General features: G+C 61.2%; 13 protein-coding genes and 1 other RNA gene. 10 read left to right on the forward strand and 4 right to left on the reverse strand.

The annotated features are described in order from the left end of the window. Positions 1-109: 109 nt before the first annotated feature. Complete coding sequence (locus BLT00_RS09440; protein ID WP_092146064.1) at positions 110-1,234, forward strand: IS481 family transposase; 1,125 nt, start codon at positions 110-112, stop codon at positions 1,232-1,234. 245 nt (positions 1,235-1,479) lie between these two features. Here the strand turns inward: BLT00_RS09440 and BLT00_RS09445 are convergent, their stop codons facing one another. The 4 genes from BLT00_RS09445 to BLT00_RS09460 form a co-directional block, all read right to left on the reverse strand. Beyond that, complete coding sequence (locus BLT00_RS09445; RefSeq protein ID WP_003178201.1) at positions 1,480-2,058, reverse strand: BON domain-containing protein; 579 nt, start codon at positions 2,056-2,058, stop codon at positions 1,480-1,482. Next, the gene (locus BLT00_RS09450; protein ID WP_007928463.1) at positions 2,055-2,648 is read right to left on the reverse strand and encodes a phosphoheptose isomerase; all 594 of its coding nucleotides are present in this window, start codon (positions 2,646-2,648) and stop codon (positions 2,055-2,057) included. Before BLT00_RS09450 ends, BLT00_RS09445 begins: the two co-directional genes overlap by 4 nt. Before the next feature lie 102 nt (positions 2,649-2,750). Continuing rightward, entirely contained in the window at positions 2,751-3,113 is a 363-nt protein-coding gene (locus BLT00_RS09455; protein WP_063324478.1) for a YraN family protein, read from the reverse strand. Further along, positions 3,113-4,924, reverse strand: coding sequence for a penicillin-binding protein activator (locus BLT00_RS09460; RefSeq protein WP_092146819.1), 1,812 nt, complete (start codon positions 4,922-4,924; stop codon positions 3,113-3,115). Before BLT00_RS09460 ends, BLT00_RS09455 begins: the two co-directional genes overlap by 1 nt. A gap of 310 nt (positions 4,925-5,234) precedes the next feature. Between BLT00_RS09460 and rsmI the strand changes: the two genes are divergently transcribed. The 9 genes from rsmI (at position 5,235) to mraY (ending at position 14,210) form a co-directional block, all read left to right on the forward strand. Next, entirely contained in the window at positions 5,235-6,140 is a 906-nt protein-coding gene (gene rsmI, locus BLT00_RS09465) for a 16S rRNA (cytidine(1402)-2'-O)-methyltransferase (RefSeq protein ID WP_072348523.1), read from the forward strand. 74 nt (positions 6,141-6,214) lie between these two features. Beyond that, positions 6,215-6,568, forward strand: an RNA gene (rnpB, locus tag BLT00_RS09470) — RNase P RNA component class A. A gap of 308 nt (positions 6,569-6,876) precedes the next feature. After that, positions 6,877-7,332, forward strand: coding sequence for a division/cell wall cluster transcriptional repressor MraZ (gene mraZ, locus BLT00_RS09475; protein ID WP_003205355.1), 456 nt, complete (start codon positions 6,877-6,879; stop codon positions 7,330-7,332). Further along, complete coding sequence (gene rsmH, locus BLT00_RS09480; protein WP_003205354.1) at positions 7,329-8,276, forward strand: 16S rRNA (cytosine(1402)-N(4))-methyltransferase RsmH; 948 nt, start codon at positions 7,329-7,331, stop codon at positions 8,274-8,276. Before mraZ ends, rsmH begins: the two co-directional genes overlap by 4 nt. Next, entirely contained in the window at positions 8,273-8,566 is a 294-nt protein-coding gene (gene ftsL, locus BLT00_RS09485) for a cell division protein FtsL (RefSeq protein WP_072348519.1), read from the forward strand. Before rsmH ends, ftsL begins: the two co-directional genes overlap by 4 nt. Continuing rightward, the gene (locus BLT00_RS09490) at positions 8,566-10,305 is read left to right on the forward strand and encodes a peptidoglycan D,D-transpeptidase FtsI family protein (protein WP_162893922.1); all 1,740 of its coding nucleotides are present in this window, start codon (positions 8,566-8,568) and stop codon (positions 10,303-10,305) included. Before ftsL ends, BLT00_RS09490 begins: the two co-directional genes overlap by 1 nt. Further along, positions 10,305-11,768 carry a UDP-N-acetylmuramoyl-L-alanyl-D-glutamate--2,6-diaminopimelate ligase gene (locus BLT00_RS09495; RefSeq protein WP_092146821.1) on the forward strand — a complete coding sequence of 488 codons (1,464 nt, stop codon included), beginning with the start codon at positions 10,305-10,307 and terminating at the stop codon, positions 11,766-11,768. The genes BLT00_RS09490 and BLT00_RS09495 overlap by 1 nt, the downstream gene beginning before the upstream one ends. Further along, positions 11,761-13,128 carry a UDP-N-acetylmuramoyl-tripeptide--D-alanyl-D-alanine ligase gene (murF, locus tag BLT00_RS09500; protein WP_092146823.1) on the forward strand — a complete coding sequence of 456 codons (1,368 nt, stop codon included), beginning with the start codon at positions 11,761-11,763 and terminating at the stop codon, positions 13,126-13,128. The genes BLT00_RS09495 and murF overlap by 8 nt, the downstream gene beginning before the upstream one ends. Next, positions 13,128-14,210 carry a phospho-N-acetylmuramoyl-pentapeptide-transferase gene (mraY, locus tag BLT00_RS09505; RefSeq protein WP_063324484.1) on the forward strand — a complete coding sequence of 361 codons (1,083 nt, stop codon included), beginning with the start codon at positions 13,128-13,130 and terminating at the stop codon, positions 14,208-14,210. The genes murF and mraY overlap by 1 nt, the downstream gene beginning before the upstream one ends. The last annotated feature ends 3 nt before the right edge of the window (positions 14,211-14,213 follow it).

Here is a 14,213-nt window from a genome sequence, read left to right on the forward strand (position 1 = left end):
AGCGCTTTGGTTACTTTCGCGCTTTTTGTACGGACCGGACACATGGTTGACGGGTGTGCGGGGACATGGTTGACACTTTCCAGCGAGCCAATTTCGCCGGAAAGCCATCATGCCCTGGACTACGAGAGATGCCATGAGCCTGAAAGAAGAGTTCGTTGCCTTAGCACGGCAACCCGGCAGCAATAAACGTGAGCTGTGTCGAAGATTCGGTATCAGCCCGCAAACAGCCTACAAGTGGCTAGATCGCTACAAGGCGCATGGTCAGCCTGGTCTGCAAGAGAAATCTCGCAGACCCGCGACCAGCCCCAAACTGACGCAGGTCGCCATGGAGGCGCAAGTCGTGGCCCTTAGGCTGGCCCATCCGGCATGGGGCGGACGCACGATTAGCAGCCTGTTGGAAAAACGTATCGCCCCCAGCACCGTCACCAATGTCTTGCACCGGCACGGCCTGATCCAGCCCTCTCAGAGAGAGCAATCGGCAACGCTGAGATTTGAACACGACGCGCCTAATGATCTTTGGCAGATGGATTTCAAAGGGCATTTTGCGCTGCAACAAGGTCGGTGCCATCCCCTGACCCTGCTGGACGATCATTCTCGGTTCAGCCTAGCCATTGAGGCTTGTGACAACGAACGGGGAGCCACGGTGAAGGAGAGGATGATCGAGGTTTTCCAACGCTATGGCTTGCCGGCGCGTATCAACGTCGATAACGGCCCACCCTGGGGCTCGCCACGCAATCCGGGTGAAGTGACAGAGCTGAGTATCTGGCTGATTCGCCTGGGGATCCGGATCAGTTTCAGCCGTCCTCGCCATCCTCAAACCAATGGAAAGATCGAACGTTTCCACCGCTCGCTCAAAGCAGAAGTGCTGGATGGGCGTCATTTTTCCACGCTAATGGACGCTCAATCGGCTTTTGATCGATGGCGTGAGGTTTATAACCTGCAGCGCCCCCATCAGGCGCTGGGCTACAAGGTGCCTATGGACCGCTATCGGAGCAGCCCCTGGGCGTATCCGCAGCAACTGTCAGAGTTTGAATATGGCCCGGATGATGTGTTGGCCAAGGTGTATCACAGTCGATTTCGCTTCCAGAAACGCTACTTCAGCATCGCCAAAGGACTGGTAGGACAGCACATCGCAATACGCCCTAACGCTGAAAGCGATGGCTTGTTTGACGTCTATTTCTGCCATCACTTCTTACGGACCTTCGACGTGAATAACCCTGACTACGGCGCATAATGTGTCCACTATGTCTCCGCACAGGTGTCAACCATGTGTCCGGTCCGTACACGCTTTTCGAAAGTGACCCGCCGTCAGGGCGGAACCCTAAGTGGCCGTTACCGCAGCAACGGATATACACCCAAAACCCGAAAATCCCGCCCATAAAAAAACGGCGCCTTCCCACCCTGGAAGAAGCGCCGTTTTTTAAGTGATCAACATGACCAACAAGCTGCGTCTCACAAAGCCCGCAACCGAACCACCCCTTAGTCGATGTATTCAAACAACTTGACGATCTTCTGCACCCCGGAAACACCCTGCACCAGGTTGGTCGCCTGGGCGGCCTCTTTCTTGGTCAGCAAGCCCAGCAGATAAACGATGCCATTCTCGGTCACAACCTTGATGCGCGAGCCAGGAATGCTGGCATCGGTGAGCATCTGGGTCTTGATCTTGGTGGTCAGCCACGCATCGTTCTGGCGCGCCAGCAGCGAGGAGGGTTGCAGGACTTGCAACTCGTTATGCACCGTCTTGACCCGTTGCACAGCGCTGGCTTCCTGTTCCGCCTTGGCCTTGAGGTCGGCGCGCGGGGTCTGGCCGGCCAGCAGTACGACGCCATTGAAGCTGGTGACGACGATGTGCGAGTTGTTGTCCAGGTCCGGGTCGGCCTTGGCGATGTTCACTCCCACTTTGGTTTCGATCAGGGAGTCGTCGATCTTGCTGCCGAAGGTGCGGGTGCCGCGGTCATCTTCAATCGGCTTTTCCCGGCTGGCGTTAACCACCGATGTGCAGCCGCTGATGCCGAGGCACAGGGTCAGGGCCAGAAGGCCTAGGCGATTAGGGGTCATTCTTCACTCCCGAACAGTTGGCTGTCGATCAAGTCGCAAAGGCAGTGGATCGCCAGCAGGTGGACTTCCTGGATACGTGCGGTGACATTGGCCGGTACGCGGATCTCGACGTCTTCTGGCAATAGCAGGGACGCCATGCCGCCGCCGTCACGACCGGTCAATGCTACGACAATCATTTCGCGATCATGTGCGGCCTGGATCGCTTGAATAATATTGGCCGAGTTGCCGCTGGTGGAAATCGCCAGCAATACATCGCCGGGTTGGCCCAGGGCGCGGATCTGTTTGGAGAATACCTCGTTGTAGCTGTAGTCGTTGGCGATCGAGGTGATCGTCGAGCTGTCGGTGGTCAGGGCGATCGCCGGCAGGCTCGGGCGTTCGCGTTCGAAGCGGTTGAGCAGTTCCGAAGAGAAGTGCTGGGCGTCGCCGGCCGAGCCGCCATTGCCGCACGAAAGCATCTTGCCCTCGTTGAGCAGGGCGTTGACCATCACTTGGCTGGCTTGCTCGATGTGCGGTGCAAGTACGTCCATCGCCTGTTGCTTGGTGTCGATACTGGCCTGAAAAAGCTGGCGAATTCGCGATTGCATGTCCATCTGTGTGACCTTAAGTAGCGCGGCTTATCGGCACAAACATGTGCGGCGCGCAAAGCAAAGAGCAAAAAAGTTAGGTGAAGGTGTCCGGCTCGGCATGGGCGCTCAACTGTCGAAGGCGTTCTGCAGCCAGTTCAACTGGGCGGCGTTGCTGTCGATGGCAACCACGTCGAAGCGGCAGGGATGATCGGCCCAGCGAGGCTCGCTTTGCAGAAAATACTGTGCGGCCAAAACCAGTTTCTGGCGCTTGCGCTCGTCAATGCTGTCGAGCGCGCCACCCCATTGAGTATTTTTTCTGTAGCGGACTTCGACGAATACTACTGTATCGCCGTCAAGCATGACCAGATCAAGCTCGCCGCGTTTGCACAACCAGTTCTGCGCCACCAGTCGCAGGCCGTGTTGCTGGAGATGCGCGAGGGCCTGGCCCTCGGCATCCCGTCCGCTTTGCTGGCGTGATCGGTCGGGCATCAGCGCTGGGTATCCGGCAGGCGCTGCACCTGGCCGTTGAGGAACTCGGCCCAAGGCAGTTGACGCTGTACGCGCTGGGTTGGAGACACTGCCAGGCTGCCCGACAGGCCTTCGATGCGGCTGTCCGGCAGCGTCTTGAGCTGGCCTAGGCGCGGTGCCAGGCGATAGGCGTCTACACCCATCGCGTACAGCCGGCCCAGGCTGCCGCCTGCCTGGGGCCACTGGGCGGTGACCTGCTTGCGCAGCGGGTCATTGGCGTCGAGCAGCCACGGGGTTTCGCAAAAGCGGATGCCGCTCATGTCGTTGTACTGGTTCTGGTCGCCGCTGGCGCTGAACACTGAAGAAGTGGCGTAGACCGGCACATCACCTGCGTACTGGAAGTTCAGGGTGGGCTTGATCTGCTGGGCCTGTTGCGGCGTCGAGGCCAGGAAGATGAACTCGATGTCCTGGCGACGGGACGGCTGGGCTGCGACCGTGGTGCCAACGGTGCTTTGCAGGCTCTTGGCGCGACCTTCGCTCTGGCGCAGCTGGAACATGTCGGCGATCTGCTGGGCCAGTTGGACCGGCTGGTCGACTCGTTCGATTGCGATGATGGTGCCGCCATTGGCCTGCCAGTCCTGGCTGAAGGCTTTCAGGACGCGATCGCCCCATTCACCCTTCGGTACCATGGCGGCGGCACGATGCAGGCCGTCGGCGCGGGCGCGACGGGAAACTTCGCGGGCTTCATCCTCGGGTGCCAGGCCGAACTGGAACAGTTGCGGGGGCCCTTGTTCACCTTCGCTGTAGTTCAGCGCCAGGGTGGTGATCGGCAGTTGCGGGCGGGTGCTGATCTGCTTGACCAGTGGTTTTTCCAGTGGTCCGACTACCAGTTGCACGCCGTCGGCCTGGGCCTTGCGATAGAACTCGTCCATGGAGGTCAGGCTGGAACTGTCATAGAACTGGATGCTTGGCGGCTTCTGGCCGGCCTGTTGGGCCTGGTAGTGCGCGGCCATGAAGCCCTCACGCAAGGCCTTGGCAACCGCAGCCAGCGGGCCATTTTGTGGCAGCAGCAGGGCAATCTTGCTCAACGGCTGGCTCGCCAGTTCCTTGAGCTTGACCAGTGGTGTCGGCAGTTGCAGGGCGGCGGGGTGTTTCGGGTTCTGTTCGCGCCAGTGGTCGATCGCCGCCTGCTGTTGTTCCAGGGTGCCGGCGGTCTTGACGGCCTGGGCCAGGCTCAGCCAGCCGCCAAGGTCGTCGTTGGAGCTTGCCTGCAACTGGTCGGTGGGCAGCGAGGCGATCAACGACCAGATGGATTCGTGGTTTTTTGCCGCAGCGTCGTTTTCCAGCAGGGGCGCGATGAAAATGCGCTCCTTGGCGGCGGCCAGGGTCTGGCCATCGGCCTCCAGGGCGCGGGCGCGGACGGTACCGGTACGGACCTGCTGCTCCACCGGCATTTCGCTCAGGTGTTGCAGGCTTGGGTGGGCCAGGGCGGTCAGTGCCGCCTTGGGCTGGTTGCGGGTCATCGCCAGTTCAGCCGACAGCGTGCTGGCGAAAATCTGCTGGCCGGGCTTGAGTTGTTCCATCGGCACTTGTTGCAGGATCTGTGCGGACTGGCCGGCATTGCCCTGGCGGTAGGCCAGGTCGGCAGCGCTCAGGCGCAGCAGGGCGGCTTTTTCCGGATTTTTGCTTTGGGTGGCCTGTTCGAGCAACTGCTCGATACTGGCATCCGGGGTGCGTGGAAGTTCGCCAAGGCTGGACGAGGGCGAGCTGGCGCAGGCCGCCAGGAGGGCAGCGAGGCAGAGGGCGGAGAGCAGCCGCAGGCAAGCGATCATGTAAGTGTTCCTGATACGAGATCAAATTAGCGTCGAATTGTACCCAAGCGCTGGCCGGGGCGCGATGTTAGTGGTGTGAATCGATCAATTTAGGTATTGCAAAGAGTGCGGCACAGCACAAAGGCACTGCCCTCCGTGGCGAGGGAGCTTGCTCCCGCTGGGCTGCGCAGCAGCCCCAAACCCATTCAACACGGTATATCCGGGGGGGGGGCGGCTGGCAGATTTTACGGCTGCTGCGCAGCCGAGCGGGAGCAAGCTCCCTCGCCACAATGGCTGATGTGAACAGCCGAGACGGCCTGCACACGCTACAATGGCGGTTTTTACCGATCATGAGGTATGTGTCTTGACTGCTCCAGGTGCTTTGAATTCCGCTGCCGGCGCGCTTTATGTGGTGGCGACGCCCATCGGCAACCTGGACGATATCAGTGCCCGTGCGCTGAAAATCCTGCAAGAGGTTGCCCTTATCGCAGCCGAAGACACCCGTCATTCCCAGCGCCTGCTGCAGCATTTCGGCATTTCCACGCCGTTGGCGGCCTGTCATGAACACAATGAGCGGGATGAGGGCAGTCGTTTCATTACCCGGCTGCTGGCGGGCGATAACGTCGCGCTGATTTCCGATGCAGGTACGCCGCTGATTTCCGACCCGGGCTATCATCTGGTGCGTCAGGCTCGGGCGGCGGGCATCAGCGTGGTGCCGGTGCCGGGCGCTTGTGCATTGATCGCGGCGCTGTCGGCGGCGGGCCTGCCGTCGGACCGTTTCATCTTCGAAGGTTTCCTGCCGGCCAAGGCGGTGGGGCGTCGGGCGCGCCTGGAGGCTATAAAGGAAGAACCACGCACGCTGATCTTTTATGAGGCGCCGCACCGCATTCTGGAATGCCTGCAAGACATGGAACTGGTGTTCGGCGCCGAGCGCCCGGCACTGCTGGCTCGCGAGTTGACCAAGACCTTCGAAACCCTCAAGGGGTTGCCGTTGGCGCAGCTGCGAGCCTTCGTCGAAAGCGACAGCAACCAGCAGCGCGGCGAGTGTGTCGTGCTGGTGGCCGGGTGGACAGCCCCGGAAAGTGAAGACGCTGTCAGCAGTGAAGCGATGCGCGTCCTGAACCTGCTACTCGAGGAAATGCCGCTCAAGCGTGCCGCGGCCCTTGCGGCGCAAATCACTGGCGAGCGCAAGAATGTGCTGTACCAGGTCGCACTGGAAAAACAGAAAGGCCAGTGAAACCAAGGCGTGGGTCTGGCCCAAGGCTTTTAGCGCTTGTTCTTCAAGCGCTCTACCGTTAACCTTCGCGGCGGAGAGTCGATCGGACAGTCGCTGCCCTCTATGAGAATTAGGGGGGGGAGGAAAGTCCGGGCTCCATAGGGCGAAGTGCCAGGTAATGCCTGGGAGGCGTGAGCCTACGGAAAGTGCCACAGAAAATAACCGCCTAAGCGCTTCGGCGCCGGTAAGGGTGAAAAGGTGCGGTAAGAGCGCACCGCACGGCTGGCAACAGTTCGTGGCTAGGTAAACCCCACTTGGAGCAAGACCAAATAGGGTCCCAAGGCGTGGCCCGCGCTGGGACCGGGTAGGTTGCTAAAGATGTCCAGTGATGGCCATCGTAGACGAATGACTGTTCAAGACAGAACCCGGCTTACAGATCGACTCTCCACCTTTTCCCTTCCTGCTGGAATCACTGGCAGACGCAGTTCCTAATACCAAAAAAATCTTACTCTTAACAAATCACTTTAACTTGTGCGCGCAGCCTCCTGTGCTTCCTCGGGTTGAGGTGAAATTTCCTACGTCAGATTCTTGTTACCCCTCCTGAAACGCTCCTAAATCTCCGATCTATAAGGCTTTTCCTTCAATCCGCGCCTTGACGGTGCGGTGGGCGCATTCCTATAGTGTGCGCAAGTGGCGGAAAGTGGCATGAAGTGGGTTTTTTTGAAGGTAAAACGCCAAAAAGTGGAGAAACGCAGACGTGTTTCGCGGAGCTAACGCTATCAGTCTCGATGCAAAAGGCCGTCTCGCCATGCCGAGCCGGTATCGTGACGAGCTCGTTTCGCGAAGTTCGGGGCAGTTAATCGTCACGATCGACGCCGTTGATCCATGTTTGTGTGTTTACCCTCTTGATGAGTGGGAAATCATCGAAACCAAACTGCGCGCACTGCCTTCGTTGCGTGAAGAAAACCGCCGTTTGCAACGTTTGCTGATCGGCAATGCCGTCGACCTCGAACTCGATGGCAGCGGTCGTTTCCTGGTTCCGCCGCGCCTGCGCGAATACGCCAAGCTGGACAAGCGCGCGATGCTGGTAGGCCAACTGAACAAGTTCCAGCTGTGGGACGAAGATGCCTGGAATGCGGTTTCTGCCGCCGACCTCGCTGCTATTCAACAACCGGGCGCCATGCCTGATGAACTGCGTGATTTGATCCTGTGACTATTGATAGCGGCTTTAACCACATCACCGTACTGCTTGACGAAGCCGTCGAGGCTCTCGCCGTACGTCCTGATGGCTGCTATCTGGACGGCACATTCGGGCGTGGCGGACACAGCCGGTTGATTCTCAGCAAGCTCGGTCCGGGTGGCCGGTTGCTGGGGTTCGACAAGGATCCTCAAGCGATTGCCACCGGGCAAGCGCTGGCGGCCGAAGACGGCCGCTTTGTCATTGTGCAACGCAGTTTTGCCGAGCTGGCTTCGGAAGTCGCCGAGCGTGGCCTGGCCGGCAAGGTCAGTGGCGTGCTGCTCGACCTGGGCGTGTCTTCGCCCCAACTGGACGACCCGGAGCGCGGTTTCAGTTTCCTCAATGACGGCCCGCTGGACATGCGCATGGATCCGTCCCGTGGCATCAGTGCCGCCGAATTCGTCAATACCGCCCCGGTGGAAGAAATCGCCCGGGTCTTCAAGGAATACGGCGAAGAGCGTTTCTCCGGCCGCATGGCTCGCGCCGTGGTCGAACGCCGCGACATCAAGCCATTCGAGCGCACCGGCGACCTGGCCGAGGTGCTGAAAGTGGCCAATCCGGCCTGGGAGAAGGGCAAGAACCCGGCGACTCGTGCGTTCCAGGGCTTGCGCATCCACGTCAATAACGAGTTGGGCGATCTGGAAGTCGGTCTCGAAGCGGCGCTTGAAGCGCTGGAGATCGGCGGTCGGCTGGTGGTGATCAGCTTCCATTCCCTGGAAGACCGTATCGTCAAGCTGTTCATGCGCAAACTCACCAAGGGTGAAGCCGATAACCTGCCGCGCAACCTGCCTGTGCGTTTCGAAGCCTTCGTGCCAAAAATCAAGATCCATGGCAAAGCGCAGTTCGCCTCCGAGGCTGAACTCAAGGCCAACCCACGTGCCCGTAGCGCCGTCATGCGCGTCGCGGAGAAGTTGCGGTGAGCAAGCTCTTCGCCAAGCCCCTGCCCGGCGGCAGCTTTTTCATGTTGCTGCTGTTTATCGGCGTGCTCGTGTCGGCCATCGCCGTGTCCTATAGTGCGCACTGGAACCGGCAGCTTCTCAATTCCCTTTACAACGAGCTGAGCGTGCGTGACAAGGCGCAGGCCGAGTGGGGCCGGTTGATCCTGGAGCAGAGCACCTGGACTGCCCATAGCCGTATCGAAGTGTTGGCCACCGAGCAGCTGAAAATGCGCATTCCCGGCGCTGCCGAAGTGCAGATGGTGGCGCCATGATGAAACTCGAAGGGGCGCTGTTCCCGTGGCGGTTTCGTCTGGTCCTGGGCTTGCTCGGGATCATGGTGGCGGCGATTTCGTGGCGCATCATCGACCTGCAAGTCGTCGACCGTGATTTCCTCAAGGGGCAGGGCGATGCGCGCAGCGTGCGGCATATTCCGATCCCGGCTCACCGTGGCTTGATCACCGACCGCAATGGCGAACCCCTGGCCGTGAGCACCCCGGTGACCACCTTGTGGGCCAACGCCAAGGAAATGCAGTTGGCCAAGGAAAAATGGCCGGCACTGGCCGCTGCCCTCGGGCAGGATCCCAAGGCCCTGGCCGAGCGCCTCGAAGCCCAGGCCAACAAGGAATTCATTTATCTGGTACGCGGCTTGACCCCCGAACAGGGCCAGAGCGTGCTCGATCTGAAAGTACCTGGTGTCTACGGCATCGAAGAGTTCCGGCGTTTCTATCCGGCCGGTGAAGTCACGGCCCATATGGTCGGGTTTACCGACATTGATGACCGAGGGCGCGAAGGTGTCGAACTGGCCTATGACGAATGGCTCGCCGGGGTCGCCGGCAAGCGCCAAGTCATCAAGGATCGGCGCGGCAGGCTGATCAAGGATGTCCAAGTCACCAAAAACGCCAAGGCCGGCAAGCCCTTGGCGTTGTCCATTGACCTGCGCCTGCAATACCTGGCCAACCGTGAACTGCGCAATGCCATCGTCGAGAACGGTGCCAAGGCCGGCAGCCTGGTGATCATGGACGTGAAGACCGGCGAGATCCTGGCGATGGTCAACCAGCCGACCTACAACCCGAACAACCGTCGCAACCTGCAACCGGCGATGATGCGCAACCGCGCGATGATCGACGTGTTCGAGCCCGGTTCGACCATGAAAGCCGTGTCCATGGCCGCCGCCCTGGAAACCGGGCGCTGGAAACCAAGCGACACCGTCGAGGTGTACCCGGGCACCCTGCAGATCGGCAAGTACACCATTCGTGACGTGTCCAAGACCGAAGGCCCGGTGCTCGACCTGACCGGCATCCTGATCAACTCCAGTAACGTGGGCATGAGCAAGATCGCCTTCGATATCGGCGGCGAGACGATTTATCGCCTGGCCCAGAAAATCGGCCTCGGCCAGGACACCGGCCTGGGCTTCCCGGGCGAGCGTGTCGGCAACCTGCCGAACTACCGGGACTGGCGCAAGGCTGAAACCGCTACGTTGTCCTACGGCTACGGTGTTTCCGTGACCGCGATCCAACTGGTCCACGCGTTCTCCGCGTTGGCGAACAACGGGCGTATCGCCCCGCTGACCCTGATCAAGACCGACAAGGCGCCGCAGACCACCCAGGTGATCCCGGAGAACGTCGCCAAGACTATGCAGGGCATGCTGCAACAGGTGATCGAGGCCCCGCGCGGTGTCTATCGCGCCCAGGTGCCGGCCTATCACGTGGCAGGTAAGTCGGGTACCGCCCGTAAAACCTCCGTGGGCACTAAAGGCTACGCCGAGAATTCCTACCGTTCGCTGTTTGCCGGCTTCGGCCCGATGAGCGACCCGCGCTACGCCATCGTTGTGGTCATCGATGAGCCGAGCAAGGCGGGCTACTTCGGTGGCCTGGTCTCGGCACCGGTGTTCAGCAAAGTGATGTCCGGCACCCTGCGCCTGATGAACATTACCCCGGATAACCTGCCGCCGACCCAGCAAGCGAATACCGCACCGGTCGTGCCCTTGAAAGCCGAAGGAGGGCGTGGCTGATGTCCCTGAGCCTGAACAAGATTTTCGCCCACGCCGGTCACGATCTGCTGATTCGCGAACTGGCCCTGGACAGCCGCAATGTCCGCGCCGGGGACTTGTTCCTGGCGGTGCCGGGTGCCCGTTTCGATGGCCGTGCCCACATCGCCGATGCCTTGAAGCGTGGCGCGGCTGCCGTGGCGTATGAAGTGGCCGGGGCGACCGTGCTGCCGATCACCGACGTTCCGCTGATTCCGGTCAAGGGCCTGGCGGCCCAGCTGTCGGACATCGCTGGGCGTTTCTATGGCGACCCGAGCCGTCACCTGAACCTGGTGGGCGTGACCGGTACCAACGGCAAGACCAGCGTGACCCAACTGGTGGCCCAGGCCCTGGACCTGCTAGGCCAGCATTGCGGCATCGTCGGGACCCTGGGCAACGGCTTCCATGGCGCGCTGGAAAGTGGCCTGCACACCACGCCGAACCCGATTGCCGTGCAGGCGACCCTGGCGGACCTGAAGAAGGCCGGTGCCAAGGCCGTTGCGATGGAAGTCTCTTCCCATGGCTTGGACCAGGGCCGTGTGACCGCGCTGGCGTTCGATGTCGCGGTGTTGACCAACCTGTCCCGGGATCACCTGGATTACCACGGCACCATGCAGGCCTACGGTGAGGCCAAGGCCAAGCTGTTTGCCTGGAATGACCTGAAGTGCCGGGTCATCAACCTCGATGACGAATTCGGTCGGCAACTGGCTGCCGAAAAGCGCGAGTCGCGGTTGATCACCTACAGCCTGGAAGATGCCAGCGCCTACCTTTATGTACGCCAGGCGCAATTCAATGACGAAGGCGTGCGCGCCACGCTGGTCACGCCCCAGGGCGAGCACCACTTGCGCAGCACTTTGCTTGGCCGCTTCAACCTGAGCAACGTATTGGCGGCCATCGGCGCCTTGCTCGGCCTGGACTACGCGCTGGACGAAATTCTCAAGGTCCTGCCGAAGCTCGAAGGCCCGGCCGGTCGCATGCAGCGTTTGGGCGGTGGGACTCAACCTCTGGTTGTGGTCGATTACGCCCATACCCCTGACGCGTTGGAAAAAGTTCTCACGGCCCTGCGTCCTCACGCCAAGGGCAGGTTGCTGTGCCTGTTCGGCTGCGGTGGCGATCGTGACCGCGGCAAACGCCCACTGATGGCTGAAGTCGTGGAGCGGTTGGCAGACGGCGTGCTGGTCACCGACGACAACCCTCGTACCGAAGATCCGCAGCGGATTTTCGACGACATCCGCGCCGGTTTTACGGCTGTGGATAACGTCACCTTCGTCGCCGGCCGCGGTCAGGCCATTGCCCAGTTGATCGCCAGCGCCTCGGCGGACGATGTCATCGTCCTGGCCGGCAAGGGCCATGAGGATTATCAGGAAATCAACGGCGAACGCCATGCGTTCTCCGACCTGGTGGAAGCCGATCATGCCCTGACCGCGTGGGAGGTGGCCCATGCTTAAGGCCCTGAAACTCAGCGAACTGACCAATGCCCTGAATGCGCGCTTGCTTGCTGCGGATGCCAGCTTCGATGGCGTCAGCATCGACAGCCGGGCCATTGCCCCGGGTCAACTGTTCGTTGCCCTGGCCGGACCGCGTTTCGACGGCCACGATTACTTGAACGAAGTCGCCGCCAAAGGCGCGGTCGCGGCACTGGTCGAGCGGGAAGTGACCAACAGTACGCTGCCGCAGTTGCTGGTCGCTGACACCCGTCAGGCCCTGGGCCAACTGGGCGCGTTGAACCGCGCCGGGTTTGACAAGCCGGTGGCGGCCATCACCGGCTCCAGCGGCAAGACCACCGTCAAGGAAATGCTCGCCAGCATCCTGCGCACGCGCGGTCTGGTGCTGGCGACCCGTGGCAACCTGAACAATGACCTCGGCGTGCCACTGACCTTGCTGGAACTGGCGCCGGAACACAGCGCCGCTGTCATCGAGCTGGGGGCTTCGCGGCTCGGCGAGATTGCCTACACCGTGGCCATGACCAAGCCTCATGTGGCGGTGCTCAACAACGCCGGGACTGCTCACGTCGGCGAGTTCGGCGGCCCGGAAAAAATCGTCGAGGCCAAGGGCGAGATCATCGAAGGGCTGGATGCCGATGGCGTCGCTGTGCTGAATCTCGACGACAAGGCCTTCGAAATCTGGAAGACCCGGGCGGGCGAGCGCAAGGTGCTGACTTTTGCCCTGAGCAACCTCGCCGCGAATTTCTACGCCAGCGACCTGGACCGCGATGCCCGCGGTTGCCCGGCCTTCAACCTGCACAGTCCGGATGGCGCCGAGCGGGTGCAATTGAACCTGCTCGGCACGCATAACGTGGCCAACGCCCTGGCCGCGGCGGCTGCCGCCCATGCGCTGGGCGTGTCGCTGCCGGGCATTGTCGCCGGGCTGAACGCCGTGCAGCCGGTCAAGGGGCGCTCTGTTGCGCAACTGGCCAGTAATGGCATGCGCGTGATCGACGACACCTATAACGCCAACCCGTCGTCCATGTGCGCAGCCGTGGATATCCTCGCCGGTTTCTCCGGCCGTACCGTATTGGTGCTGGGGGATATCGGTGAGCTGGGCGAGTGGGCGCAACAGGGGCATCACGATGTCGGTGCCTATGCGCGCGGCAAGGTCGACGCACTGTATGCGGTCGGTCCGATGATGGCCCATGCGGTCGCCGCGTTTGGCGAGCACGCACGGCATTTCACCACTCAGGCCGAGCTGATCCAGGCCCTGGGCGCCGAGCAGGATCCGAACACCACCTTATTGATCAAGGGCTCACGCAGCGCAGCGATGGAAAACATCGTCGCGGCGCTGTGCGGTGCCTCCACGGAGAAACATTAATGCTGCTGCTGCTAGCGGAGTACCTGCAACAGTTCCACAAAGGCTTCGCGGTCTTCCAGTACCTGACCCTGCGCGGGATCCTGGGTGTGCTGACCGCGCTGTCGTTGTCGCTGTTCCTGGGCCCGTGGATGATCCGCACTCTGCAGAACCTGCAAATCGGCCAGTCGGTTCGTAACGATGGCCCGCAATCGCACCTGTCCAAATCCGGCACCCCGACCATGGGCGGCGCGCTGATCCTGTCGTCCATCGGCATCAGCACCCTGCTCTGGGCCGACCTGGCGAACCGGTATGTCTGGGTCGTGCTGTTGGTGACCTTGTTCTTCGGGGCCATCGGCTGGGTTGACGACTACCGCAAGGTCATCGAGAAGAACTCCCGTGGGCTGCCAAGCCGCTGGAAGTATTTCTGGCAGTCGGTGTTCGGCCTCGGCGCGGCGATCTTCCTTTATATGACCGCTGCTTCGCCGGTGGAGACCACCCTGATCCTGCCGATGCTCAAGGACTACAGCATTCCGCTGGGCGCAGGTTTCATCGTGCTGACCTACTTGGTGATCGTCGGTTCGAGCAACGCGGTCAACCTCACCGACGGCCTCGATGGCCTGGCGATCATGCCTACGGTCATGGTCGGCGGCGCCCTGGGGATCTTCTGCTACCTGTCGGGTAACGTGAAATTCGCTGAATACCTGCTGATCCCTTATGTACCGGGGGCGGGTGAACTGATCGTGTTCTGCGGCGCGCTGATCGGTGCCGGCCTGGGCTTCCTGTGGTTCAACACCTACCCGGCACAAGTCTTTATGGGAGACGTCGGCGCGCTGGCGCTGGGCGCGGCCCTGGGCACCATCGCGGTCATCGTTCGCCAGGAAATCGTCCTGTTCATCATGGGCGGTGTGTTCGTGATGGAGACCCTGTCAGTCGTCATTCAGGTTGCTTCCTTTAAATTGACCGGCCGCCGCGTATTCCGCATGGCGCCGATCCACCACCACTTTGAACTCAAGGGCTGGCCCGAGCCGCGTGTGATCGTCCGTTTCTGGATCATCACCGTGATTCTGGTACTGGTCGGCCTTGCCACCCTGAAGCTGAGGTAGAAC

This window comes from Pseudomonas sp. NFACC51, from assembly GCF_900103575.1.
In the GTDB taxonomy this organism is placed as follows: Bacteria; Pseudomonadota; Gammaproteobacteria; order Pseudomonadales; family Pseudomonadaceae; genus Aquipseudomonas; species Aquipseudomonas fluorescens_Q.

Coding starts and splice junctions, on each gene's coding strand:
- BLT00_RS09490 (WP_162893922.1), top strand. CDS start 8,566: ATGAAACTCGAAGGGGCGCTGTTCCCGTGGCGGTTTCGTCTGGTCCTG.
- BLT00_RS09455 (WP_063324478.1), bottom strand. CDS start 3,113: ATGCCCGACCGATCACGCCAGCAAAGCGGACGGGATGCCGAGGGCCAG.
- BLT00_RS09440 (WP_092146064.1), top strand. CDS start 110: ATGCCCTGGACTACGAGAGATGCCATGAGCCTGAAAGAAGAGTTCGTT.
- mraY (WP_063324484.1), top strand. CDS start 13,128: ATGCTGCTGCTGCTAGCGGAGTACCTGCAACAGTTCCACAAAGGCTTC.
- BLT00_RS09495 (WP_092146821.1), top strand. CDS start 10,305: ATGTCCCTGAGCCTGAACAAGATTTTCGCCCACGCCGGTCACGATCTG.
- BLT00_RS09450 (WP_007928463.1), bottom strand. CDS start 2,648: ATGGACATGCAATCGCGAATTCGCCAGCTTTTTCAGGCCAGTATCGAC.
- murF (WP_092146823.1), top strand. CDS start 11,761: ATGCTTAAGGCCCTGAAACTCAGCGAACTGACCAATGCCCTGAATGCG.
- BLT00_RS09445 (WP_003178201.1), bottom strand. CDS start 2,058: ATGACCCCTAATCGCCTAGGCCTTCTGGCCCTGACCCTGTGCCTCGGC.
- rsmI (WP_072348523.1), top strand. CDS start 5,235: ATGGCGGTTTTTACCGATCATGAGGTATGTGTCTTGACTGCTCCAGGT.
- BLT00_RS09460 (WP_092146819.1), bottom strand. CDS start 4,924: ATGATCGCTTGCCTGCGGCTGCTCTCCGCCCTCTGCCTCGCTGCCCTC.